Annotated in this window: 22 protein-coding genes; 11 read left to right on the forward strand and 11 right to left on the reverse strand. The window is 68.8% G+C overall.

Going from position 1 to position 22,472, the window contains the following annotated elements; all coding sequences use genetic code 11:
* Positions 1-44 precede the first annotated feature (44 nt).
* Positions 45-1,403 carry a cryptochrome/photolyase family protein gene (locus tag V8201_RS09870; RefSeq protein ID WP_336545171.1) on the forward strand — a complete coding sequence of 453 codons (1,359 nt, stop codon included), beginning with the start codon at positions 45-47 and terminating at the stop codon, positions 1,401-1,403.
* Between the two features lie 194 nt (positions 1,404-1,597).
* Here V8201_RS09870 and V8201_RS09875 read toward each other — a convergent pair whose 3' ends face one another.
* Positions 1,598-2,224 (reverse strand): SOS response-associated peptidase family protein, encoded by a 627-nt coding sequence (locus V8201_RS09875; protein WP_037536237.1) that lies wholly within the window; start codon positions 2,222-2,224, stop codon positions 1,598-1,600.
* A 205-nt stretch (positions 2,225-2,429) separates the two neighbouring features.
* Here V8201_RS09875 and V8201_RS09880 point away from each other — a divergent pair, with 205 nt between their 5' ends.
* Positions 2,430-3,971 carry an MFS transporter gene (locus tag V8201_RS09880; protein WP_271298869.1) on the forward strand — a complete coding sequence of 514 codons (1,542 nt, stop codon included), beginning with the start codon at positions 2,430-2,432 and terminating at the stop codon, positions 3,969-3,971.
* A 73-nt stretch (positions 3,972-4,044) separates the two neighbouring features.
* On the opposite strand, the gene V8201_RS09885 is transcribed toward V8201_RS09880, so the two are convergent.
* Together V8201_RS09885 and V8201_RS09890 are read right to left on the reverse strand one after the other, a co-directional pair.
* Complete coding sequence (locus V8201_RS09885; protein WP_336545172.1) at positions 4,045-4,260, reverse strand: hypothetical protein; 216 nt, start codon at positions 4,258-4,260, stop codon at positions 4,045-4,047.
* Between the two features lie 81 nt (positions 4,261-4,341).
* Positions 4,342-5,241: a LysR family transcriptional regulator gene (locus V8201_RS09890; protein ID WP_336545173.1), complete on the reverse strand. Its 900-nt coding sequence runs from the start codon at positions 5,239-5,241 to the stop codon at positions 4,342-4,344.
* An 89-nt stretch (positions 5,242-5,330) separates the two neighbouring features.
* Between V8201_RS09890 and V8201_RS09895 the strand changes: the two genes are divergently transcribed.
* On the forward strand, positions 5,331-7,403 hold the full coding sequence (locus tag V8201_RS09895; protein WP_336545174.1) for a malate synthase G: 2,073 nt from the start codon (positions 5,331-5,333) through the stop codon (positions 7,401-7,403).
* 392 nt (positions 7,404-7,795) lie between these two features.
* Here the strand turns inward: V8201_RS09895 and V8201_RS09900 are convergent, their stop codons facing one another.
* Both V8201_RS09900 and V8201_RS09905 read right to left on the reverse strand, forming a co-directional pair.
* Positions 7,796-8,494 carry a pirin family protein gene (locus tag V8201_RS09900; protein ID WP_037536228.1) on the reverse strand — a complete coding sequence of 233 codons (699 nt, stop codon included), beginning with the start codon at positions 8,492-8,494 and terminating at the stop codon, positions 7,796-7,798.
* Between the two features lie 118 nt (positions 8,495-8,612).
* Positions 8,613-9,614, reverse strand: coding sequence for an NAD-dependent epimerase/dehydratase family protein (locus V8201_RS09905; protein ID WP_271298872.1), 1,002 nt, complete (start codon positions 9,612-9,614; stop codon positions 8,613-8,615).
* A 232-nt stretch (positions 9,615-9,846) separates the two neighbouring features.
* Between V8201_RS09905 and V8201_RS09910 the strand changes: the two genes are divergently transcribed.
* Positions 9,847-10,422 (forward strand): alpha/beta hydrolase, encoded by a 576-nt coding sequence (locus V8201_RS09910; RefSeq protein WP_051583668.1) that lies wholly within the window; start codon positions 9,847-9,849, stop codon positions 10,420-10,422.
* Between the two features lie 68 nt (positions 10,423-10,490).
* The gene (locus V8201_RS09915; protein WP_271298873.1) at positions 10,491-10,829 is read left to right on the forward strand and encodes a hypothetical protein; all 339 of its coding nucleotides are present in this window, start codon (positions 10,491-10,493) and stop codon (positions 10,827-10,829) included.
* Between the two features lie 43 nt (positions 10,830-10,872).
* On the opposite strand, the gene V8201_RS09920 is transcribed toward V8201_RS09915, so the two are convergent.
* On the reverse strand, positions 10,873-13,458 hold the full coding sequence (locus tag V8201_RS09920; RefSeq protein ID WP_336545175.1) for a M1 family metallopeptidase: 2,586 nt from the start codon (positions 13,456-13,458) through the stop codon (positions 10,873-10,875).
* Positions 13,459-13,581: 123 nt separating this feature from the next.
* On the opposite strand from V8201_RS09920, the gene V8201_RS09925 reads away from it, so the two are divergent.
* On the forward strand, positions 13,582-14,538 hold the full coding sequence (locus V8201_RS09925) for an NAD(P)H-dependent flavin oxidoreductase (protein ID WP_037536223.1): 957 nt from the start codon (positions 13,582-13,584) through the stop codon (positions 14,536-14,538).
* 156 nt (positions 14,539-14,694) lie between these two features.
* Here V8201_RS09925 and V8201_RS09930 read toward each other — a convergent pair whose 3' ends face one another.
* Positions 14,695-15,153 (reverse strand): DUF1465 family protein, encoded by a 459-nt coding sequence (locus V8201_RS09930; RefSeq protein ID WP_037536221.1) that lies wholly within the window; start codon positions 15,151-15,153, stop codon positions 14,695-14,697.
* A gap of 90 nt (positions 15,154-15,243) precedes the next feature.
* Positions 15,244-15,441 (reverse strand): DUF465 domain-containing protein, encoded by a 198-nt coding sequence (locus V8201_RS09935; RefSeq protein ID WP_037536220.1) that lies wholly within the window; start codon positions 15,439-15,441, stop codon positions 15,244-15,246.
* A gap of 169 nt (positions 15,442-15,610) precedes the next feature.
* On the opposite strand from V8201_RS09935, the gene V8201_RS09940 reads away from it, so the two are divergent.
* Positions 15,611-15,766, forward strand: a complete 156-nt coding sequence (locus V8201_RS09940; RefSeq protein WP_081793187.1) for a DUF465 domain-containing protein — start codon at positions 15,611-15,613, stop codon at positions 15,764-15,766.
* 68 nt (positions 15,767-15,834) lie between these two features.
* On the opposite strand, the gene V8201_RS09945 is transcribed toward V8201_RS09940, so the two are convergent.
* Together V8201_RS09945 and dksA are read right to left on the reverse strand one after the other, a co-directional pair.
* Positions 15,835-16,173: a PilZ domain-containing protein gene (locus V8201_RS09945; protein ID WP_051583666.1), complete on the reverse strand. Its 339-nt coding sequence runs from the start codon at positions 16,171-16,173 to the stop codon at positions 15,835-15,837.
* Between the two features lie 79 nt (positions 16,174-16,252).
* The gene (dksA, locus tag V8201_RS09950) at positions 16,253-16,681 is read right to left on the reverse strand and encodes an RNA polymerase-binding protein DksA (protein ID WP_373276471.1); all 429 of its coding nucleotides are present in this window, start codon (positions 16,679-16,681) and stop codon (positions 16,253-16,255) included.
* A gap of 489 nt (positions 16,682-17,170) precedes the next feature.
* Between dksA and V8201_RS09955 the strand changes: the two genes are divergently transcribed.
* A complete protein-coding gene (locus tag V8201_RS09955) occupies positions 17,171-18,100 on the forward strand; it encodes a hypothetical protein (protein ID WP_336545176.1) in 930 nt (309 codons plus the stop codon).
* 72 nt (positions 18,101-18,172) lie between these two features.
* Here V8201_RS09955 and V8201_RS09960 read toward each other — a convergent pair whose 3' ends face one another.
* Positions 18,173-18,604, reverse strand: a complete 432-nt coding sequence (locus V8201_RS09960; protein WP_037536214.1) for a host attachment family protein — start codon at positions 18,602-18,604, stop codon at positions 18,173-18,175.
* A gap of 102 nt (positions 18,605-18,706) precedes the next feature.
* On the opposite strand from V8201_RS09960, the gene serS reads away from it, so the two are divergent.
* The 3 genes from serS to tyrS all read left to right on the forward strand — a co-directional run bounded on the left by serS (position 18,707) and on the right by tyrS (position 22,464).
* On the forward strand, positions 18,707-19,987 hold the full coding sequence (gene serS, locus V8201_RS09965; RefSeq protein ID WP_336545177.1) for a serine--tRNA ligase: 1,281 nt from the start codon (positions 18,707-18,709) through the stop codon (positions 19,985-19,987).
* Positions 19,988-20,089: 102 nt separating this feature from the next.
* Positions 20,090-21,214 (forward strand): peptidoglycan DD-metalloendopeptidase family protein, encoded by a 1,125-nt coding sequence (locus tag V8201_RS09970; RefSeq protein WP_336545178.1) that lies wholly within the window; start codon positions 20,090-20,092, stop codon positions 21,212-21,214.
* Between the two features lie 20 nt (positions 21,215-21,234).
* Complete coding sequence (tyrS, locus tag V8201_RS09975; protein ID WP_336545179.1) at positions 21,235-22,464, forward strand: tyrosine--tRNA ligase; 1,230 nt, start codon at positions 21,235-21,237, stop codon at positions 22,462-22,464.
* Positions 22,465-22,472 lie beyond the last annotated feature (8 nt).

Raw genomic sequence — 22,472 nt, forward strand, 5'->3', positions numbered from 1 at the left:
ATGCGGCGCGGAACCCGTCTCGCCGCTAAAACGCTTGACCGCCGATGACCGATATCTCCCTGCTCTGGCTGCGCCAGGACCTGCGCCTGCACGATCAACCCGCGCTCGTCGCCGCGACGCAGGCGGGGGCGGTGATCCCGGTCTATATCCTCGATGACGATGCCGCGGGTGAATGGGCGATCGGTGGGGCGCAACGCTGGTGGCTGCATCACAGCCTTGCCGCGCTCGGCGATGCGCTGGACGCCAAGCACAGCCGGCTGATCCTGCGTCGCGGGGATTCGGTGACGATCCTGCGCGACCTGATGCAGGAGACGGGCGCGACGCGCATCCATGCGCTGCGCCACTATGAGCCGTGGTGGCGCAAGGCGGAGGCGGCGCTGGGCGACGCGATCACCTTGTACGACGGCAATCACCTCGCGCGGATCGAGGACGTCACCACCGGCAGCGGCGCGCCGTTCCGCATCTTCTCGTCCTTCTGGAAGGCCTTGCAGACGCAATTGCCCCCCGATGCGCCGGTCGCCGCGCCACGCACGTGTCCTGCGCCCGATCACTGGCCGAAAAGCGACGCGCTTGCCGACTGGGCGTTGCTGCCGAGCAAGCCCGACTGGTCGGGCGGTTTCGCCGACTGGAAACCGGGCGAGACCGAGGCGCTGGCCAAGGCGAAGCGCTTCGCCAAACAGGCCGACGATTATGAAACGCAGCGCAACCTGCCCGCGGCGGACGGCACGTCCCGGCTGTCGCCGCACCTCCATCACGGCGAGATCTCGCCGCGGCAGGTGATCCACGCGCTCGGCGACCATGCCGACGACGGCTTCGTGCGGGAGATCGCCTGGCGCGACTTCACCTCGGGCGTGCTGCTCGCCTTGCCGGATTACGGCACGGTCAATGGCCGCGCCAAGTTCGACGCCTTGCCGTGGCGCGACGATGCCGCCGCCAAGCGCGACCTCAAGGCGTGGCAGCGCGGGCGGACCGGCTATCCGATCGTCGACGCCGGCATGCGGCAATTGTGGCAATCGGGTTGGATGCACAATCGGGTGCGGATGATCACCGCGAGCTTCCTCGTCAAACATCTGCTGATCGACTGGCGTGCGGGCGAGCGCTGGTTCTGGGATTGTCTGGTCGACGCCGATTACGGCAACAACTCGGTCAATTGGCAATGGATCGCCGGCACCGGCGTCGATGCCAATATGTTCAGCCGGATCATGGCGCCGCTCGGCCAGTCGGAGAAGTTCGACGCCGGCGACTATATCCGCCGCTGGGTGCCCGAGCTCGCCGACGTTCCCGATGACGCCATCCACGATCCCGACGAGCATGGCGTCCGCCCCGAATCCTATCCGGCGAAGATCATCGGCCATCGCGAAGCACGTGAGCGCGCCTTGGCCGCGCAGAAGGCGATGAAGTGAGTCCGACGCGCCAGTATTGATGAACAACGGCGCCGTAACCTGATACCGATCGAGCCGGGATCAGGAAATCCTGGACTCATTATACCGCATCACTGCCCGATGATAGTGCTACGCCGGCGATGTCGATGCCGCGCAGCTGCGCGCGTGGCGGCAGGCCAATTGACCGATCGATGCCGGGCGCGCGCCGTCCGGCATCACCCCTGCCGGGTCGGGAACAGCGGCCCACGCACCGTCATGCGCGCGGCATCATAGGGGCGTTGCAGCGCGACGATCTCCGCATAGCTGCCGCGCAGCCAGAGATCGACGTCATCGGCGGCGAGGATGGTGATCATCGCCTTGGGGTGGATCGGCGCGACCAGCGCATTGGGGTCGCAGGTGACCATCGCAAAGCCCTTGCCGGCCGCGGTCTGCTGCCAGAAACCGGCGACGGCGAAGCGCGGCTGGTCGGTGACCGCGAACCACATCTCGCCTTTGAGCGGCGGCTTGCCGTCGCCGAGATCGTGCCGCTCGGGGGTGAACTCACAGAATTCGGTGAGCGGCACGACGCAGCGGTTGGCGGGCCGTTCCGCCAGCCGCCGCCACTGCGCGAGCCCGAGGTTGCGCACGTTGGTCATCGGATAGGCCGCCTGCCCGCCGAGCACGTCCCAGCCCATCACGTCCCAGCCGCGCGTGCCGTCCGCCTCGCGGATGACATAGCTGCGGTTGCGCGGGCGCAGTTCCTGCGGGTCGAAGCGATTGTCGCGCGGGCGCTCGTCGAACAGCGCCGCGCTCGCGCCCCATAAGGTTTCGGGTTCGCTCGACAGGCGGGCGCGGTTACACATCAGGCGGCGGTCCGGATCATCCGCGCGATCATGCCCGCGACCCTCGGCAGCGGCAATAACCATGGCGCTGCCGGGGGATCGGCGTAGACGGCAACTTCAATCCCGGCGTCACCGTTCCTATATTGTCGGTAGCGCGAGCCGAGCCGTCCGAGCCGGTCGCGACCGTCGGAGAGGTCCGTTCCAGCGAGAAAGCTTCGTCCGTCGCATGCACCTCCACCTTCCCGCCAAGCTCGATCCGCGTCTCTATCTGAGGCCGCGTCGGCGCGGGATCGCCTCGGTCAATGCCGAGGTGCGCGACGGTATCGTGCCGGCGGGCGACGGCATCGCGCAGACCGCGGATCATCACGGCGGCGCCGAGCCGACGCGCAATTACCGCACCGTCGCGCTGATCATCGCCACCGCGATGTTCATGGAGAATCTCGACGCGACCGTGCTCGCCACCGCGCTGCCGACGATGGCCCGCGATTTCGCGGTGCGCGCGCCCGAGATGAGCATTGCGCTCACCTCCTACCTGCTTGCGCTGGCGATGTTCATCCCTGCCTCGGGAACGATGGCCGACCGGTTCGGCGCGCGCCGCGTGTTCCGCGCCGCGATCGGCCTGTTCGTCGCGGGCAGCCTTGCCTGCGGCCTCGCCCCGAACCTGGAGGCGATGGTCGCGGCGCGGTTCGTCCAGGGGATCGGCGGCGCGATGATGATGCCGGTCGGGCGGCTGGTGCTGCTCCGCTCGGTCGCCAAGCGCGACATGGTGTCGGCGATGTCGTGGCTGATCATGCCGGCGCTGATCGGGCCGATCGTCGGGCCGCCGGTCGGCGGTCTGATCGTCACCTATCTCGACTGGCGGTGGATCTTCTGGCTCAACCTGCCGATCGGCATCGCCGGCATCGTGCTGGTCGGCCATTTCATCGCCGACGTGCGCGAGGATCATCCGGCGCGCTTCGATCCGGCCGGCTTCCTGCTGTCGGGCGCGGCGCTCGGCTGCCTGCTGTTCGGCTTCGAGATGGCGAGCCGCCCCGGCGAGGGAGGGCTGGCGGCGACGCTGATCGCGATCGGCGCAGCGTTCGGCCTCGGCTATTGGCGGCATACGCGGCGGACCGAGCATCCGATCCTCGACCTGTCGCTGATGCGTGTGCCGACCTTCCGCCTGTCGGTGCTCGGCGGGTCGCTGGCCCGGATCACGCAGGGTGCGCAGCCCTTCCTGCTGCCGCTGATGATGCAGCTCGCCTTCGGCCTGTCGGCAGCGCAGAGCGGCGCGATGACGGTCGCCTCGGCGATCGGCTCGTTCGGGATGAAGGGCGTGGCGCGGCGCATCCTCAAGCGCTTCGGCTTCCGCAACGCTTTGGTGGTAATGGGACTGGCCGGGACCGCGGGCTATGCCTGCTGCGGGCTGTTCGGGCCGGCCTGGCCGCTGCCGGCGGTGTTCGCGGTGCTGGTCGTGTCGGGCTTCCTGATGTCGTTCCAGTTCACCGCCTATAACACCATCGCCTATGACGAGATCGCCAAGGACCGGATGAGCGCGGCGACGAGCTTCTATTCGACCTTCCAGCAATTGATGCTGTCGCTCGGCATCTGCATCGGCGCGACCGCGCTGCATGTCTCGATGCTGTGGCGGGGCAGCGTGAACACCGGCTTCGCCGACTTCCGCTTCGCCTTCTGGACGGTGACGGCGATCTCGCTGACCGCGGTATTCGTCAATGCACGCTTCGACCCGAAGGCGGGCGAGGAGCTCAGCGGCCGCGCGACGGGCTGACCGCCATATAACAAGACCCGGAGACGGCGACGGCCGCTCCGGGTCTCCACCCTGATACGCCGGGTGATCGGGGTCAGCGCTTCGCGGCGACCTTTTGCGCGCGCGCCTGCTTGGCATAATGGTGGTGCATCGCGATGCAGCCCGCCGCCGCGCCCATCACGGCATGGCCCTTGCCGACATAATGACCGGCGACGCCGCCCGCGGCGGCACCGCGGATGCAGCCCTTCGCCAGCGCCGGCTGCGCGCCGATCACGGCGGTGGCGGCGGCGAGGATCATGAGCGTCTTCATGGCATTCTCCTGTATCGAACCGTTCCCGACCAAAGCCGTGACGCCAGCGTCATGTTCCATGAATTCGGTGTCATCCCGCGGTCAGGCCTCCGCCTCCCAGACGGCGGGGTCGATCGTTTCGCGCAGGAAGGCGACGAAGGCGGCGACCGCGGCGGGGGTCGCCGGGCGGCGCAGATGCACCGCGTGGATCGCCACCGCCGCCGATCCGTGCCAGTCCGGCAGCACCCGCACCAATTCCCCGCTGCGGATCGCCGCACCGATATCCCACCAGGATCGCAGCGCGACTCCCACACCGGCGACCGCCAGCTCGCGCACCATCTCGCTCGAATTGGTGCGAACGTGGCTCGGCCGCTCGATCGTCACCGCCCTGCCCGCCGTCGCGAGCTGCCACGGCATCTGCCCATCGGCAGCGATCAGGCGATGCGCGTCGAGTGACTCGATCGTCGCCGGCGTGCCATGCTCGGCGAGATAGCCGGGCGCGGCGCAGAGGATACGGCGGCTCGGCGCCAGCCGATGCCCGACGAGCGGCGGCGGAATATCGCGGGCGATGCGGATCGCGCAGTCGACGCGGGCCGTGAGCAAATCCACATAGGCGTCGCTCAGATCGAAGGCGAGATCGATCCGCGGATGGCGCGCCAGGAAACGGCCGAGGTACGGGGCGACGTGGAGCCGCCCGAACGAGGTCGGCGCCGATACGTGCAGCCGTCCGACCGGCGCGCCCTGCCCGCCCGTCACCCGCGCCTCCGCCGTGCCGAGCGTATCGAGGATTGCGCGCAGATCGTCGCGAAAGCGGCTGCCGGCTTCGGTCAGCACCAGCCGCCGTGTCGTCCGCTGGACGAGCGTGACGCCGAGGCGATGTTCGAGCCGTTGCAACCGCTTCGACACCATCGCCGGCGAGCTGCCGAGGCTGCGTGCCGCCGCCGACAGGCTGCCCGCATCGGCGATGGCGACGAACAGCGCATAATCCGGATCGAAGCCCATTCGTTCGCTTTCGGAAAAGGTGATTGGTGATTGTCATGGCTAGCGATGGGATCGCTGCGGGTCTAGCGATCGGGTGAGGAGATGATGCCATGATCCAGCGTGCCGGCCTGTCGATCGCCCCCGCACTCGCCACCTTCATCGACGAGGCGGTGCTGCCCGGGCTCGACCTCGACGCCGACCGCTTCTGGCACGGCGTCGCGGCGCTGTTCGCCAAGCTGGTGCCCGAGAACCGCGCCTTGCTCGCCGAGCGCGACCGATTGCAGACGGCGATCGACGACTGGCACCGCGGCAACGCCTATGCGCCGCAGGCGTATCGCACGATGCTTTCCGAGATCGGCTATCTCGTCCCCGAGCCGGCGCCGTTCGCGATCGACCCCGGCGCGATCGACGTCGAGATCGCCGGGCGTGCCGGGCCGCAGCTGGTCGTGCCGATCCTCGACGCGCGCTTCCTGCTCAACGCCGCCAATGCGCGCTGGGGCAGCCTGTACGACGCGCTCTACGGCAGCGATGCGATCCCCGAACGGGGTCCGGCGACGCGCGGCTATGACGCGGTGCGCGGCGCGGCGGTGATCGCCTGGGCCAAGGCGCTGCTCGACGAGGCGGTGCCGCTGGCGGAGGGTCGATGGGCGGACTGGCGCGGCGGCACGCCGACGCTCGCCGACCCCGCGCAGTTGATCGGGCGGGCGGGCGACACGTGGCTGCTGCGGCATCATGGCCTGCATATCGAGATCGTCGTCGACCGCGCGCATCCGATCGGCGCGACCGATCCCGCCGGCATCGCCGACATCATCCTCGAATCGGCGCTGACGACGATCTGCGACCTCGAGGATTCGGTCGCCGCGATCGATGCCGAGGACAAGGTCGCGGCCTATGCCAATTGGCTCGGGCTGATCCGCGGCGACCTCACCGCCAGCTTCACCAAGGACGGGCGGACGGTCGAGCGGCGGCTCGCGAAGGATCGCACCTACGTCACCACGGACGGCGACAGGCTGACCTTGCCCGGGCGCAGCCTGGTGTTCGTGCGCAACGTCGGCCATCTGATGACGACGCCGGCGGTGCGGCTGCCCGACGGCAGCGAGGCGCCCGAAGGCATGGTCGATGCGATCGTCACCGCCCTGATCGCGCGGCATGATCGCGGCCGCAACAGCCGCACCGGCGCGATCTATATCGTCAAACCCAAGATGCACGGCCCCGCCGAGGCGGCCTTCGCCGACCGGCTGTTCGACGCGGTCGAGGATCTGATCGGCGTGCCGCGGCATACGATCAAGCTCGGCCTGATGGACGAGGAGCGGCGGACCAGCGCCAATCTCGCCGCCTGTATCGCCGCGGTGCGCCACCGGCTGATGTTCATCAACACCGGCTTCCTCGACCGCACCGGAGACGAGATCCATACCGCGATGCACGCCGGCGCGATGATCCCCAAGGCGGAGATGAAGAGCGCGCGCTGGATCGCCGCCTATGAGGATCGCAACGTCCAGATCGGCCTTGCCTGCGGCCTCGCCGGCAAGGCGCAGATCGGCAAGGGAATGTGGGCGGCGCCCGACCGGATGGCCGATATGCTCGCCCAGAAGATCGCCCATCCGCAGACCGGCGCGACCACCGCCTGGGTCCCCTCCCCCACCGCGGCGACGCTACACGCGACGCACTATCATCGCGTCGACGTCGCGGCGCGCCAACGCGAGCGGTCGGGCGAGACACCGGCGCCGCTCGACGCGCTGCTCACCCTGCCGCTCGCCGATCCCGAGCGCGACTGGCCGCCCGCGGCGGTCGCGGCGGAGCTCGACAACAACGCGCAGGGGATCCTCGGCTATGTCGTGCGCTGGATCGATCAGGGGATCGGCTGTTCGAAGGTGCCCGACATCCACGACATCGGCCTGATGGAGGATCGCGCCACCCTGCGCATCGCCTCGCAGCATATCGCCAACTGGCTGCTCCACGGCATCGCAACGCGCGAGGCGGTCGAGGCGGCGTTCACGCGCATGGCGGCGAAGGTCGATGCGCAGAATGCCGGCGATCCCCTCTACCGGCCTTTAAGCGGCGACAGCCTCGCGCTGCGTGCCGCCCGCGCGCTGGTGTTCGAAGGCGTGACCCAGCCGAACGGCTATACCGAGCCGCTGCTCCACCGCTTCCGCGCGGAGCGGAAGGCGGCGGATCGGGGGTGAGCGGTTTGGCGACGGCCGGACGATCAGCGCACCAAGCGGCGCCGGGCCGGCCTGATACAGGCGAGTAACGGGATTGATGGCGCTCGTAAGGCCGCCAATCAGCGTTGTCGCTGAAGCCGGAAGTTCAACACAGGCCCACTGACCGCCCCGGCGGAGGCCGGGGCCTAGTTGGGCGAACGTTGCTGGTGATCGTAACCCATCGCCCACCTAGCCCCCGGCCTTCGCGGGAGTGGGTGTCTGGCAGGTAGGGTGATGCACCTCGCAACAGGTGCGAGAGACGATGCCTGCTGCATCTCCGCGGCGACCTGATTGGCTTATGACGGGAATAGAGCACCACCGCCTCTCGCGCCGGTGGCTACGCCAGAAGCGCCCCACCGGCGCGGCGCCGAAGCTCAGGCCGCGTCGACCAGCACGATCTCGGCATCCTCCAGCGCGGTGACGCGGATCACCGCCTCGTCGCGGATCGCCGCGCCGTCGCGCGCGTCGAGTGCGACGCCGTTGACCTCGATGCGGCCGGTGGCGGGGACGAGATAGGCATGATGGCCCGCGCCGAGCGCATAGTCCGCGCTCTCGCCGGCGCGGATCGTCGCGCCGACGACGCGCGCGTCGGTGCGGATCGGCAGCGCGTCGGCGTCGCCGTCGATGCCGCTCGCCAGCGTGACGAACCGGCCGGACCGCTCGCCGCGCGGAAAGGGCTTGGCGCCCCAGGCCGGTGCTCCACCACGCGCGCGCGGCTCGATCCAGATCTGGAAGATCGTCGTCGTGCCGGCTTCGCGATTATATTCCGAATGGCGGACGCCGGAGCCGGCGCTCATCACCTGGACGTCGCCCGCTTCGGTGCGGCCGGTGTTGCCGAGGCTGTCCTGATGCGTGATCGCGCCGTCGCGGACATAGGTGATGATCTCCATGTCGGCATGCGGGTGCGGCGGAAAGCCGGTGCCGGCAGCGATCGCATCGTCGTTCCAGACGCGGATCGGGCCCCAGCCCATCCGCTTGGGATCATAGTAACTGGCGAAGGAGAAATGGTGCTTGGCGTCGAGCCAGCCGTGGTTGGCACCGCCGAGGCTGCTGAAGGGACGACGTTCGATCATGTAAGTCACTCCGACCGGAAGCGCTGGCTTCCTCATTGCGCCTCAAATGGGGGGCGACGACGCGCGGCGAAACAGCAGGATCGGCACCGCTGCGTTGCCGGATTTCACCCGCCCGCGCTCACACCCCGTGATAGCGGCGATACCAGTCGACGAAGCGCGGCACGCCGACATCGATCGTCGTCGTCGGCTGGTAGCCGAGGTCGCCGGCGATCGCGCTGATGTCCGCGGCGGTGCGGACGACGTCGCCGGGCTGGATCGGCAGGTCGCGGCGGATCGCCTGGCGCCCGGTCGCCTGTTCCAGGATGCCGATGACCCGGCCGAGCGGTTCGGAGCGGTTGTTGCCGATATTGTAGAGCCGGTGCGGCGCGACGCTGCCGCCCGCCTTGACCGCGCCGTCGTCGGGCGGCGGCTGGTCGTGCGCGGCGATTACCCCGGCGATGATATCGTCGATATAGGTGAAGTCGCGCTCCATCAGGCCGTTGTTGAACACCGGGATCGGCTCGCCGGCGAACATCGCACGGGTGAAGATCCACAGCATCATGTCGGGCCGGCCCCACGGACCATAGACGGTGAAGAAGCGCAGCCCGGTCTGCGGCAGGCGATAGAGATGCGCGTAGCTTTCGCTCATCACCTCATTGGCGCGCTTGGTCGCGGCGTAGAGCGACACCGGCCGGTCGACGCGATCCTCGACCCGGAACGGCACCGACGTGTTGCCGCCATAGACCGACGAGGAGGAGGCATAGACGAGATGCGCGACGCCGCGCGACCGCGCCAGCTCGAGCATGTTGAGGTGGCCGATCAGGTTGGACTGGCCATAGACTTCGGGATGATCGATCGAATAGCGCACCCCGGCCTGCGCGCCGAGGTGAACGATGCGATCGACGTCATGCCCCGCCAGCGCCTCGCGCAGCGCGGCGGCATCGGCGAAATCGACCGCATGGAAGGTGAAGCGGTCGCCATGGTCGCGGGTCAGTTCGGCGAGGCGCGCATGCTTCAGCGCCGGGTCGTAATAATCGTTGAGCGAGTCGATCCCGACCACCTCGCCGCCGCGGGCGAGCAGCGCCTGCGCGCAATACATGCCGATAAAGCCCGCCACCCCGGTCACCAACGTCTTCGGCATCGCCGCATCGCTCCCTGATCGCCGCCGTCACGGCCGCCCTGCCGGCTCGCTAGCCGACTGCGGAGCAATTGACGATGCTTGACGATGTCTCGACCTTGGACGTCGGCATGACCCGTTCCCGGCGCGCTTCGCCGCGCCATGGCCGAAAGGCACTGGTCAGCGATCAGCCGTCGTTCATACTTCCCGCCACGATGCGAGTCGCCCACGGGCGCTTTGCACTGAGGAGAGACGGATGACCGCGATCCCGCTGCCCTTCGCCGACCAGAGACTGTCGATCGTCACGATCGGCGATGGCGCGCCGACCCCCGCGTGGCAGCGGATGTTCGGCTGGGCGGACGATGGCGCGGGTGCGGTGCCGGTCGACGCGCGCTCGCCGGCGGCGCGGACGATCTGGGCGGCGAAGCTCGACCGCGCGGTGCGCGAGGCCGATGCGCGCGTGCTGCTCGTTGCCGAGGGGATCGGCTGCGCGGCGAGCGCCTGGTGGGCGCGGCTGTCGCCGGCGCACGACGTGCGCAAGATCGCCGGCGCCCTGCTGTTCGCGCCGCCCGCCGCGGCGCAGTCGCTCTATGCCTCGCCGAAGGTACGGCTGCCGTTCCCGTCGCTGGTGATCCGTCCGGGTGAGATGGCCGACGATCTCGCCGCGACGGTGGAGGATTGGGGCAGCCGGCTGGTCGTCGGCGACCGGCTGCGCAACCGCGACGCGGGCGGCGTCGCCTGGCGACAGGCGCAGCGGCTGTTTCTGCGCCTGACCCGGCAGATGGTCGATCACGAGGTCGACCGCGGTCGTGCGATCACCGGCTGGCGCTGATCCGCATTGCGACTTGCCGCCGACCGGGCGGCACCCCTATCTCTCCCCGTCATATGAGGGAGACCGCTATGCGTAATGGACTGATGCTGGTGCTGGCCGCGGCGCTGACCGCATGCGGATCGCAGCCGTCGCCGCAACCGACGCCGACCGCCACCGCCCCGCGCGAGACCGGCTATATCGCCAAGGTGCTGGCGCTGCCGCCGCGGCAGATCAACGGCGTTCTGTATCGCGCGATCGATGACGCCAAGCAGAAATGCCAGGGCATCGCCGGGGTCGAGCGGCAGAAGCCGCGCAACGGCAAGCCGGTCTGGGCGGTGCGATGCCTGGAGGGCAGCGCGTGGCTGGTCGCGCTGGGCGACGACGGCATGGCCGAGGTGACGGGTATCCCGGCCCAGCCCGGCGGCTGATCGATGCGGTACGGGGCGGCATCCGGCCGCCCCGCCCTGCCCCTTACTTACCGGTGCCGAGCCAGGTCTGCACCGCCGGACGCAGCCGCTCCGCCGCCGCAGTGCGGACCGCGATCCCAGATACGGTACGCCGCGCCGGGCCGCGCGAGGTCTCCGGCAACGTCTCCGCGAAGGCGTTGATCTTGGCCGGCATGCCGGGATCGACCGAACCGCCGCCGAGGCCGACGATGAAGCCGGCCTTGCTGCTGTCCTCGATGAAGCTCTCCACCAGCGCGCGGTTCGCCACCGCCCAGTCGAACGCCATATCGGGATGCTCGCCCGATATGGCGCGGAGCAGCGCCGCCCGCTGCGGCGCGGTGAAGGTATCGGTCTTGAGCAGCGCCAGCGCCCGCGTCGCGAGCGCATCGTCCTTGGCATAGCCGAGCAGCGAGACGAACCGGTTCTTGGCGACCGGATTGGTCTCCGCCTGGGTCAGGCGCAGCAGCGTCTCCCAGTCGGCGGCGGTCGCATTGGTCGCGAAGGTCGCGAGGATCGGCTGGCGGATCGACGGCGGGATCGCGGTCGGATCGCTGGCGAGCTTGGCGACATAACCGCGCGCGAGGCGCAGCACCTCGGGGTCGCCGAGATCGCCGAGTTCGCCGACCAGGGCCTCGCGCAGATTGCCGACCAGCGGCGATTCGTCGGCACGGGCGGTAGCGCCGATGCGCTGCAGCACCGGGCTCAGCGTCGCCAGCGTGCGCGCGCGCAGCGGCGCACTGAGCGGCGTGCCGTCGAACAGGCCGTTGAGCCGGCTGAGCCGCGCCGAGACGAGCGACCATTCGAGCGGATCGGCGTTGGCGCCGACTTGTCCCATCACCGCGAAATAGCGCGACAGGTCCTGATAGCCACCGGCGGCGAGCGCATAATCATCCGCGAGCGTGCCGAGCCGGTCGGCGAGCGGCAGGCGGGTGTAATCGCGGACGATGCCGTCATGCCCCGCCTGATCGTAGAGCACGCGCGTATAGCTGCCCTTGCCCTTGTTGAGCAGCAACGTGCCGCAGCCCTTGACGGTGACGTTGGTCGACGGGCCGGTGACGACGGCGCGCGTCTCGCCGCCACCGACGGTGGCGACGACCAGCGGCACCTGCCACGTCTGCGGCGCCTTCGACGCCTCGTCGAGCCCGAACCGTCCCTGCGCCAGCGTCGCGACGGTAGTGCCGCCGGTGCAGCGCGCGGAGGTCATCGTCACCAGCGGCACACCGCCCTGCAGCGTATAGCCATGTGCGATCTCGGCGACCGGCTTGCCTGCCGCCGCCGACAGTTCGGCCCAGAGCTGATCGGTGACGGTGTTGCCGAACTTGTATTTGGCCATGTAGCGGCGGATGCCGTCGCGGAAGACATCGGGGCCGAGCGTCGATTCGAGCATGCCGATCACCGCCTGCCCCTTCGAATAGGTGATGCCGTCGAACGCCTCGCCGATCTGGTCGACGGTCTCGATCTTGCGGATGATCGGGTGGGTGGCGGCGGTCGCGTCGATGCCCATCGCCGCCTCACGGTCGGTTGACACCGCGGCGGCCTCCGCCTTCCAGCTCGGGTTGAGATCGGCGGCCGATTTGTTCTCCATCCACGAGGCGAAGCCCTCGTTGAGCCAGAGGTCGTCCCACCAGCGCATCGTCACCAGATCGCCGAACCATTGATGCGCCATCTCATGCGCGACGACGGTGAAGATGCGCTGGCGCCCGCTTTCGGTGGCGCGCTTGGGGTCGAACAGCAATTCGGGTTCGAAATAGAAGATCGCGCCCCAATTCTCCATCGCGCCGAAGAACTGGCTGGAGCCGGGGCCGGCGACCATGTCGAGCTTGGGCAGCGGATAGGGCTGACCGAAATAGCTGTTGTAATAGGGCAGCAGCCGCTTCGCCTCGGCGAGCGCATAATCGCCCTGGTCGACGACGCCGCGGCGGGTGATGACGCCGATCTCGACGTTGCCGGCCTGCACCGTCTTGCGCTCGAGATCACCCATGCCGAGATAGAGCAGATAGCTCGACATCACCGGCGTTTCCGCGAAGGTATAGAGCTGCGTGCCGTCCGCCTGCTTGGCCACCGATGCGGCGGGCATGTTGGAGAAAGCGAGCTGGCCGCCCGGCGCGATCGCGCGCAGGCGGAACTTCGCCTTGAACGCGGGCTCGTCCCACATCGGCGCGAAGCGGCGGGCATCGGGCGCCTCGAACTGCGTCGCGAGCATCCGCGCCTTCGACCCATCCTGATTGGTATAGTCGATCGCGAACAGGCCGGCGGCCGACTGGTTGATCTTGCCAGTCCAGCTGAAGGCGACGCTATGCCGCCCGACGGCCGCCGCGGCGGGGAGCGTCAGCACGAGCTGCTGCTTGTCCTTGTCGAGCGCGAACGGCACCGCCTTGCCGTCGAACCGGGCCGAGGCGATGGCGAGATCGGCGGCGTTGAGCGTGATCGTCGGCGTCGTCGCCTTGACGTCGATCTGCACCGTCTCGCTGCCGGAGAAGGTCATCTCCTGCGCATTGGGGGTGACCGCGATATCGTAGAGGATGGGCACCACGGTCGCGGGCAGGCTGCCGGCGGCGAGCGCGGGGGTGGAGACGGTGAGCGCCAGAGCGGCGGCAGCGGCAAGCTTCATCAATGTTACACTCCGGAAACACGGGATGCGCCGGCCATACGCCTTTGCGGGGCGCGGGCAAGCCGCGTCGCTGGACAGGTCAATCAGTTGCGCTAAACAACCGATCTCATGGAGGAGCCCCGCATGAACCCGCCGCTGTTCGATCGCCTGCGCCTGCCCGTCATCGGCTCGCCGCTGTTCATCATCTCCGGGCCGGAGCTGGTGATCGCGCAATGCAAGGCGGGGATCGTCGGCTCGTTTCCGGCGCTCAATGCGCGGCCGCAGGCGCTGCTCGACGAGTGGCTGCACCGCATCACCGAAGAGCTTGCCGCGCACGATCGCGACCACCCGGAATCCCCTGCCGCGCCGTTCGCGGTCAATCAGATCGTCCACAAGTCGAACGACCGTCTCGAACAGGACCTTTCCACCTGCGCCAAGTGGAAGGTGCCGATCGTCATCACCTCGCTCGGCGCGCGCGAGGATCTCAACACCGCGGTGCACGGCTGGGGCGGGATCACGCTGCACGACGTGATCGACGACCGGTTCGCGCGCAAGGCGATCGACAAGGGCGCCGACGGTCTGATCGCGGTCGCCGCCGGTGCCGGCGGCCATGCCGGCACGCTGTCGCCATTCGCCATCGTGCAGGAGATCCGGCAATGGTTCGACGGGCCGCTGGCGCTGTCGGGGTCGATCGCCACCGGCGGCGCGATCCTCGCCGCGCAGGCGATGGGCGCCGACTTCGCCTATATCGGATCGCCGTTCATCGCGACGCGCGAAGCCAATGCGACGCCGGACTATAAGGACTCGATCGTCGCCAGCCGGGCGTCGGACATCGTCTATTCCAACCTGTTCACCGGCGTGCACGGCAATTACCTGCGCAGCTCGATCGTCGCCTCCGGGCTCGATCCCGACGCGCTGCCGGACGGCGATCTCAAGACGATGAACTTCGGGGGCGGCGACGGCAGCAAGGCCAAGGCGTGGCGCGACATCTGGGGATCGGGTCAGGGGATCGGGGTGATCGATGCGGTCGAGAGCGTCGCCGATCGCGTCGAGCGCTTCGCCTCGCAATATGCCGCGGCACGGGCGCGGCTGCTGCGCTGATCCGCGCATTCACGCGGAGGCGCGGAGGCGCGGAGATGTCGCACCTGCCGCGGTAACGCCCCTCACCCCTCGATCGATCGTTCGGGCTACGCCCCTCCCAGTCACAGCATCCTCCGCGTGATCGATGTCCGGTCGATGCAGACGCCGCCGGACGATCTAGAACGCCAGCGCGAGCCGGTCGTGCAGATGGTGGACCGGGCTGATCGTCCGCACCTCTTCCTGCGCATCGTCGAGCAGGCCGACGCGGCGGTGCAGATTGGCGCTGGCCACCACCAGCCGCTGCGCGCGCACCGGCAAGGCATGGACGAGGTCGACGTCGAATTGCGGCGCCTTGCCGAGCCGGTAGGTCGGATCGAGCGCATCGCGCGGCTTCATCTCGCCCGCGTCGACCGCCCGCTGGGTGAGCAGCCAGGCGATGACGTGCATCAGCCGCGTCGTCACCTTGAGCGATTCGCACGAAAAGCCGACGCGGATCAGCGGATCGAGCGCCTCACGCTCGCTGCGCCCGGCGGCGTCGAAATAGGCGCGCGCCTCGTCGGCGAGCAGCATCGCCTCGGTATAGAGCGAGTCGATCAGACGATCGTGGAGGCGTGATTCGCGGCGGCCGGCGGTCATGAAAGGCTGGGTGACACAGGCCTTGCCCCTTGCACAGATGCCGTGTCGGCCCGGGTCGTCCCGTTTGGATTCACCCGTCCCGAAACAGGATCAGGCGATGATATCGGGAATGAGCTGATCTTCGCAGGTGGCGATCTCGTCGCGCAGCCGCAGCTTGCGCTTCTTCAGCCGCGCGAGCTGGAGCTGGTCGGGATTGCCGGCGCCGGCCAGCGCGGCGATTGCCGCGTCGAGGTCGCGATGTTCGGTGCGCAGCGCGTCGAGGCGGGCGCTGATCTGTGCTTCGTCCATGCCTGACATCCCCATCGGTGCGCCGCCTTTTACCCGAGCCGCCATGCGGCACCAAGTTGTCGCGCGCAATCGCTCGGCACGTCGCGTTCGGTGATTTTTGGGGAGGACTTTCGGGCGCTTCGGTGGTTTACTCAGTCCCCCACAACGCATGCATCAGGAGGACACCGAAATGCAGACGACGCACCAACAGGCTCTGGAGACCAAGCATGCCGCGCTCGACCGCCGCATCGCCGACGAAATTCATCGCCCGTTGCCCGACGCCGCGCTCCTTTCCGACCTGAAACGCAAGAAGCTGAAGCTCAAGGAAGAGCTTTCCGGCCTCTAGGCTTAGCCAGCCCCTCCCGTCGCGGAGGGGCTTTTCATATCCGGCCGCGCGGCACAGCGCAGTCGCGGTCAGGCCTTGGTGCCGCCGACCGGCTTGCGCGCCTTCATCGGATCGATCGGCGAGTCGAGCGCGATGCCGATCCGCCCCTCGGTGCACCAGGCGACCTTGCCGGTGACTTCGCCGATGCCGCGCAGATCGAGCGTCACGGGGGTGCCAGGCTCCTTGACCCGCGCGCAATCGACCATCAGCCCGCCTTCGGACAGGTTGCGGACCCTGACGTCGCGGACCCCCGTCTCTTCGGCGAAGCGCAGCCGCGCCATCAGGAACAGGCTGTCCCGCGCCACGCTGCGCTGCGATCCGCCGGCGCCCATCGCATGATCTGCCGGGTCGTGGGAAAAGCTGTCCATAAACCAAGCCTGTATAGCCGCTACCAGTCAGGCGCGCGCGCCTGTCCGGCGGAGACCAAAGCCCGAACCGCAGGCCGGGTCAATCCTCGCGCGAGATCTTCTCGTTGCGTTCGTGCCGCTCCTGCGCCTCCAGCGTCATCGTCGCGATCGGTCGTGCTTCGAGACGGCCGAGGCTGATCGGCTCGCCGGTCACTTCGCAATAGCCATATTCGCCCTCGTCGATGCGGCGGATCGCCGCCTCGATCTTCGAGACGAGCTTGCGCTGACGGTCACGGGTGCGCAGCTCGATCGACCAGTCGGTCTCGCTCGAGGCACGGTCGGTGAGGTCGGACTCGCGCAAGGAATCGAGCTGGAGCTGGTTGAGCGTGCCGGCCGCGTCGAGCAGGATCGCATCTTTCCAGCGGAGCAGTTTCTTACGGAAATAGGCCTGTTGCCGCAGGCTCATGAACGGTTCGTCGGCGCTCGGCCGATAGCCATCGTCGGCATCATTGGCCGGCGGAGGCGTCATTACATCGTCAACCTGACTCACTAGCGTTGCCATACCACTCTCCCTCCGGCCCGGTCTAGACCGCGGGGCCGCCCCCAAATGGTTGAAGCGCCTATAATCGCGCCCAACCCGAACCACAAGCGATCAGAGTTGCCGAATCGTACGTCGAAGCGTTATTTTATTGCACCATAACGGACTTAGGATGACGCGAGGATGAACCGCGCCCGGATCGGTTAACGGCACGGCAGGCATGTGTTCCACTCTGGCACGTTAACGCCGATCGGCGCGGCGCGAGCATGGCGGAATCGCGATATGGGACGCCGCCGGTGCCGAACGCGCTTGCACTTAATCCTTTGTTCGGCGCTTGATCCTATGGCAGCACCGCCCTGTTGCGAGCGAATGTCCGGCCCGTCGCGCCGGCAACGAGAAAGAGACGTTATGTCCGTAAGGATGGCCCTGGCAAAATTATGCGCCTGTGCATGCGGCGGTGCGTTGATCGGCGGCGGGGCCGTGCACGTCGCCGAGCGGCCGAACCGCCCCGTCTACGTCAAGCAGGTCAAGCGCGTCGTCGCCAAGCGGCAGGTCGCATCGGTGCAGCGTCGCGGCGTGCGCCGCCGCGTCGTCACCACGACGACGACGAGCTGCGCGCCGACGGTGGTGACGCTCGCCAGTCAGGCCGCGCCGGTTCCGGTGCCGCTGCCCGCCGCGCAGGGCTTCGTCGGCGGGGGCGGCGGCGGTGTGCCGGTCGTGGTCGGCGGCAGCGGCGGTTTTGGCGGCGGGTTCGGCGGTGGCTTTGGCGGCGGCTTCTTCGGCGGCGGATCGTCGGGATCGAGCGGCAGCGTCGTCATCTCCTCGACGTCGAGCGGCGGATCGACGAGCAGCTCGTCGTCGGGCAGTTCCTCGTCGTCGGGCAACGTCTCCTCGTCGTCGTCCTCCTCGTCCTCGTCCTCAGGGAACGTCTCGTCCTCCTCGTCGGGCAATGTTTCCAGCTCCTCGTCGACCGGCGGTGCGACCGTCGACATCGACAACAGCAATTCGAGCAACAACACCAACAACAACTCGAGCAACAATACGAACAATAACAACAATTCGAGCAACAACACGAACACCAACAACAACAATAACAACCAGAGCCAGAACCAGGGTCAAAACCAGGGCCAGAACCAGAACCAAGGTCAGGGCCAAAACCAGGGCCAGGGCCAGGGCCAGGGTCAGGTCAACTATGGGTCGAGCTCGAAGGGATGGAGCAGCAGCGGCGGTTGGTCGTCGAACGGCGGCTGGACGTCGAGCGGCCATCACGGCGGTCCGCCGCCGGGGCCGCCGGGATCGTCGGGCGGTCCGCCCGCGCCGGTGCCCGCCCCGCCGATGGTGCTGCTGTTCGGTGCCGCCGCACTGGCGCTGGTCGCCCGCAAGCGCTTCGCCAAACCGCAAACGGCCTGAGCATTCGCCCGAGCGCGAAAAAGGGGTGCCGGACGGTGATCCGGCATCCCTTTTTCTAATTCGACCCGACGATCAGGCGGCGCCGAGCGCCTTTTCGATCTCCGGCACCGGATGACCCGTCAGATCCTTGGCGAGCTCCCCGGCAAGGCGGCTGCTCACCTCCTTGTGATAATGTTTGCGCAATTCGCCGAGCGTCTTCGGCGGCGCGACGATGATCAGCGCCTCGAAATCATTGGCGAGCGCACGGCGCTTGAGCATGTCGGCGGTGTCGGCGGCGAAGCGGTCTTCCTCCTGCTGATGGAAATCGACCTCTTCCATCGTGCCCATCTGCGTCGAGCTGGCGCTGCCGGCCGCGTCCGTCTTCTGGTCGCGGTCGGCCGGATTGACCTTTTCCTCGGCGTGCTCGACGCGGAGGTTGGGATAATCGGCATCGCCCTCGTTGCGGAAGAACAACGCCTTGCGGCCGTCGGCGACGAGCACGAACGCATTGTGGGGAACCTGCATGACCTATCTCCTGTATCGTGGCGATCGGCATGACAACGCCGCCGGGGGCGCCGGGGTTGCCGACTTGCGCGGGCGCGGGCGTCTCGGCATAGCCGCCGCACCATGCACGACATCCGCCTGATCCGCGACGATCCCGCCGCCTTCGACGCCGCCCTCGCCCGCCGTGGCGTCGCTCCGCAGGCCGCTGCGCTGCTGTCGCTCGACGATGCGCGGCGGGCGGCGATCGCCGCGGCGCAGGCGGCGCAGACCCGCCGCAACGACCTGTCGAAACAGATCGGCCACGCCAAGGCGCAGAAGGACGAGGCGCGCGCACAGGCGCTGATGGCGGAGGTCGCCGCGCTCAAGGACGCGCTGCCGCAGCAGGAAGCGGCGGAGGCGGAGGCGGAGGCCGCGCTTGCCACCGCGCTCGCCGCCCTGCCCAATTTGCCCGCCGCCGACGTGCCCGAGGGCGAGGATGAGAGCGGCAACGTCCTCGTCCACCGGCGCGGCGAGCCGCCGGCCTTCGCCTTCCCGCCGCGCGAACATGACGCGATCGGCCCGGCGCTCGGCCTCGATTTCGAGACCGGCGTGGCGATCGCCGGCGCGCGCTTCACCCTGGTGCGCGGTCAGGCGGCGCGGCTGCAACGCGCGCTCGGCCAGTTCATGCTCGATACGCTGACCCGCGACCACGGCTATGAGGAAGTGGCGCCGCCGCTGCTCGTCAAGGACGAGGCGGTGTTCGGCACCGGCCAGCTGCCCAAGTTCGCCGAGGATCTGTTCCGCACCACCGACGGCCGCTGGCTGATCCCCACCGCCGAGGTGTCGCTGACCAACATCGTCCGCGAGAGCATCCTGCCGGCGGGCGAGCTGCCGCTGCGCTTCGCGGCGCTGACCCCGTGCTTCCGTTCGGAAGCGGGCGCGGCGGGGCGCGACACGCGCGGCTATATCCGCCAGCATCAGTTCGACAAGGTCGAGATGGTGTCGATCGTCCCCGACGACGCATCGGAGGCGGAGCATGAGCGGATGACCGCCTGCGCCGAACATATCCTCGACGCGCTCGGCCTGCCCTATCGGCGGATGCTGCTGTGCGCGGGCGACATGGGCTTCACCGCGCGGCGGACCTACGATCTCGAAGTGTGGCTGCCGGGGCAGGATACGTATCGCGAGATTTCGAGCTGCTCGACCTGCGGCGATTTCCAGGCGCGACGCATGAACGCACGCTATCGCGTCGAGGGCGAAAAGGCGCCGCGGTTCGCGCATACGCTCAACGGATCGGGGCTCGCGGTCGGGCGGACGCTGGTCGCGGTGCTGGAGAATTACCAGCGGGACGACGGCGCGGTCGCGGTGCCGACGGTGTTGCAGCCGTATCTCGGCGGGCTCGACCGGCTCGTCGCCCGGCGCTGAGCGATGCCGGGGGGCGAGGCACCGTCTGACGATCGCACGGGGCGCGGGGCGCGGGGCGATCGCGGTCTGAGCCGGCGGCGCCCGTCAGCGGGTCGGCTGGCCATGACCGGGCGATGGCCGCGACGGACCGGCGGCGTGGCGCTTGCCGCCCTTGCGCTGGGCGGCTGTATCCCCAGCGTCGAAGGCTATGCCCCGGCCGACCCGCCGCCGCCGGTCGCACAGCAGGACGCACCCGCGCCTGCGCCGCTGCCGCGCGACGACCGCCCCGCCCCGCGCCCCCTGCTTCGCCCGCTGCCTCGCCCCCTGCCCGTCGCGACGCCACGACCGACGCGCCCGGCGTGGGAGGCGCGGCCGGTTATAGCCGACGCCCCCGCCGTCGCCGAGCAGGTCCATATCGTCGCGCCCGGCGAGGGCCTCGCCCAGATCGCACAAACTACCGGTGCCGCGGTCGGGCCGATCGCGCAGGCAAACGGGCTCGTCGCCCCCTATGATCTGCGTCCCGGCCAACGGCTGGTCATTCCGGGCGGCCGCTATCATCGCGTCCAGTCGGGCGAGACGGGCATCGCGATCGCACGCGCCTATGGCGTCGCCTGGTCACGGATCGTCACCGCCAACCAGCTCGCCGAACCCTATATCCTGCGCGCCGGGCAGCGCGTGCTGATCCCCGGCGATCCGGGCCGGCCGCCGAGCGTCGCCGAGCGCGCCGCGGCGTTCCGGCTCGACATCGACGATATCCTCACCGGCGGCGAGCCCGCCACCGCACCGCGGCAGGCCCCGGTGCGGCCGGTCGCCAAGCCCGGTCGCGAGCTGCCGCCGACCGCGGTGGTCGCGGCGCCGGCGCGCTTGCAGGGCGGCTTTGCCTGGCCGGTCGACGGGCAGATCGTCCGCCGCTTCGGCCCCGGCCGCAGCGGCGAGCGCAACGACGGCATCAAGATCGCCGTACCGGTCTCCACCCCGATCCATGCCACCGCCGATGGCGTCGTCGCTTATGCGGGTGACGGCATCGCCGCGCTCGGCGGGCTGATCATCATCCGCCACGGCAATGGCTGGACCAGCGTCTACGGCCATGCCGCCAAATTGCTCGTCGCGCGCGGGCAGAGCGTCAAGCGTGGCCAGACGATCGCGCTGTCCGGCGACACCGGCTTCGCCGACCGGCCCGAGCTGCATTTCGAACTGCGCAAGGGCCGCACCCCGGTCGATCCGCTCAGCCAGTTGCCGCGGCGCTGACGGGGCGGTAACCGGCGCGGATGACCTACCAGTCCGATCTGCTCCGCACGCTGGATAGCCGCGGCTATCTCCACCAGCTCACCGACGCGACCGCGCTCGATACGCTCGCCACGCGGCAGGTGGTGCCGGGCTATATCGGCTTCGATCCGACCGCGCCGTCGCTCCACGTCGGCAGCCTGGTGCAGATCATGCTGCTCCGTCGTCTCCAGCAGGCCGGCCACAAGCCGATCGTGCTGATGGGCGGCGGCACCGGCAAGATCGGTGATCCGAGCTTCAAGGACGAGGCGCGCAAATTGTCGAGCGACGAGACGATCGCCGCCAATATCGCCGGCATCCAGCGCATCTTCGAACGCTTCCTCAGCTTTGGCGACGGGCCGAGCGACGCGGTGATGGTCAACAATGCCGAGTGGCTCGACCGGCTCGAATATATCCCCTTCCTGCGCGAGGTCGGGCAGCATTTCAGCGTCAACCGCATGCTCAGCTTCGATTCGGTCAAGCTGCGCCTCGACCGCGAACAGTCGCTCAGCTTCCTCGAATTCAACTACATGATCCTGCAGGGCTATGACTTCCGCGAACTGGCGCGGCGGCAGGGCGTGCGGCTGCAGATGGGCGGCAGCGATCAATGGGGCAATATCGTCAACGGCGTCGAGCTGGCGCGGCGGATGGACGGCAGCGAGGTCTATGGCGTCACCACGCCGCTGCTCACCACCGCCGACGGGCAGAAGATGGGCAAGACGGTCGCGGGCGCGGTCTGGCTGCACGAGGACCAGCTGCCGCACTTCGATTACTGGCAGTTCTGGCGCAACACCGACGATCGCGACGTTGGCCGCTTCCTGCGCCTGTTCACCGATCTGCCGCTCGACGAGATCGCGCGGCTCGAGGCTCTGCCCGGCGCCGAGATCAACGAGGCGAAGAAGGTGCTCGCCAACGAAGCCACCGCGATGTGCCGCGGCCGCGCCGCCGCCGAGGAAGCCGCGGAGACCGCCCGCCGCACCTTCGAAGAGGGTACGAGCGGCGCGGCGCTGCCGCGGGTCGCGGTGGCGGGCGGATCGATCGCCCTGGTCGACGCGCTGGTCGCGCTCGGCTTCGCCAAGTCGAAGGGCGAGGCGCGGCGCCTGATCGCCGGCGGCGGTGCGCGCGTCGACGGCGAGAAGGTCACCGACGAGGCGGCGTCGATCGCGCTGGGCACCGACGACGTCCGTATCTCGTCCGGCAAGAAGCTGCACGGATTGCTCACCCCGGATCGGTAAGCAATCGT

This window comes from Sphingomonas kyungheensis (assembly GCF_037120395.1).
Classification (GTDB): domain Bacteria; phylum Pseudomonadota; class Alphaproteobacteria; order Sphingomonadales; family Sphingomonadaceae; genus Sphingomonas; species Sphingomonas kyungheensis.

Bases quoted from the DNA above. Each gene is read 5' to 3' on its own strand.
- V8201_RS09870 (WP_336545171.1), top strand. From the start codon at position 45: ATGACCGATATCTCCCTGCTCTGGCTGCGCCAGGACCTGCGCCTGCAC.
- V8201_RS09875 (WP_037536237.1), bottom strand. From the start codon at position 2,224: ATGTGTAACCGCGCCCGCCTGTCGAGCGAACCCGAAACCTTATGGGGC.
- V8201_RS09880 (WP_271298869.1), top strand. From the start codon at position 2,430: ATGCACCTCCACCTTCCCGCCAAGCTCGATCCGCGTCTCTATCTGAGG.
- V8201_RS09885 (WP_336545172.1), bottom strand. From the start codon at position 4,260: ATGAAGACGCTCATGATCCTCGCCGCCGCCACCGCCGTGATCGGCGCG.
- V8201_RS09890 (WP_336545173.1), bottom strand. From the start codon at position 5,241: ATGGGCTTCGATCCGGATTATGCGCTGTTCGTCGCCATCGCCGATGCG.
- V8201_RS09895 (WP_336545174.1), top strand. From the start codon at position 5,331: ATGATCCAGCGTGCCGGCCTGTCGATCGCCCCCGCACTCGCCACCTTC.
- V8201_RS09900 (WP_037536228.1), bottom strand. From the start codon at position 8,494: ATGATCGAACGTCGTCCCTTCAGCAGCCTCGGCGGTGCCAACCACGGC.
- V8201_RS09905 (WP_271298872.1), bottom strand. From the start codon at position 9,614: ATGCCGAAGACGTTGGTGACCGGGGTGGCGGGCTTTATCGGCATGTAT.
- V8201_RS09910 (WP_051583668.1), top strand. From the start codon at position 9,847: ATGACCGCGATCCCGCTGCCCTTCGCCGACCAGAGACTGTCGATCGTC.
- V8201_RS09915 (WP_271298873.1), top strand. From the start codon at position 10,491: ATGCGTAATGGACTGATGCTGGTGCTGGCCGCGGCGCTGACCGCATGC.
- V8201_RS09920 (WP_336545175.1), bottom strand. From the start codon at position 13,458: ATGAAGCTTGCCGCTGCCGCCGCTCTGGCGCTCACCGTCTCCACCCCC.
- V8201_RS09925 (WP_037536223.1), top strand. From the start codon at position 13,582: ATGAACCCGCCGCTGTTCGATCGCCTGCGCCTGCCCGTCATCGGCTCG.
- V8201_RS09930 (WP_037536221.1), bottom strand. From the start codon at position 15,153: ATGACCGCCGGCCGCCGCGAATCACGCCTCCACGATCGTCTGATCGAC.
- V8201_RS09935 (WP_037536220.1), bottom strand. From the start codon at position 15,441: ATGGACGAAGCACAGATCAGCGCCCGCCTCGACGCGCTGCGCACCGAA.
- V8201_RS09940 (WP_081793187.1), top strand. From the start codon at position 15,611: ATGCAGACGACGCACCAACAGGCTCTGGAGACCAAGCATGCCGCGCTC.
- V8201_RS09945 (WP_051583666.1), bottom strand. From the start codon at position 16,173: ATGGACAGCTTTTCCCACGACCCGGCAGATCATGCGATGGGCGCCGGC.
- dksA (WP_373276471.1), bottom strand. From the start codon at position 16,681: ATGACGCCTCCGCCGGCCAATGATGCCGACGATGGCTATCGGCCGAGC.
- V8201_RS09960 (WP_037536214.1), bottom strand. From the start codon at position 18,604: ATGCAGGTTCCCCACAATGCGTTCGTGCTCGTCGCCGACGGCCGCAAG.
- serS (WP_336545177.1), top strand. From the start codon at position 18,707: ATGCACGACATCCGCCTGATCCGCGACGATCCCGCCGCCTTCGACGCC.
- V8201_RS09970 (WP_336545178.1), top strand. From the start codon at position 20,090: ATGACCGGGCGATGGCCGCGACGGACCGGCGGCGTGGCGCTTGCCGCC.
- tyrS (WP_336545179.1), top strand. From the start codon at position 21,235: ATGACCTACCAGTCCGATCTGCTCCGCACGCTGGATAGCCGCGGCTAT.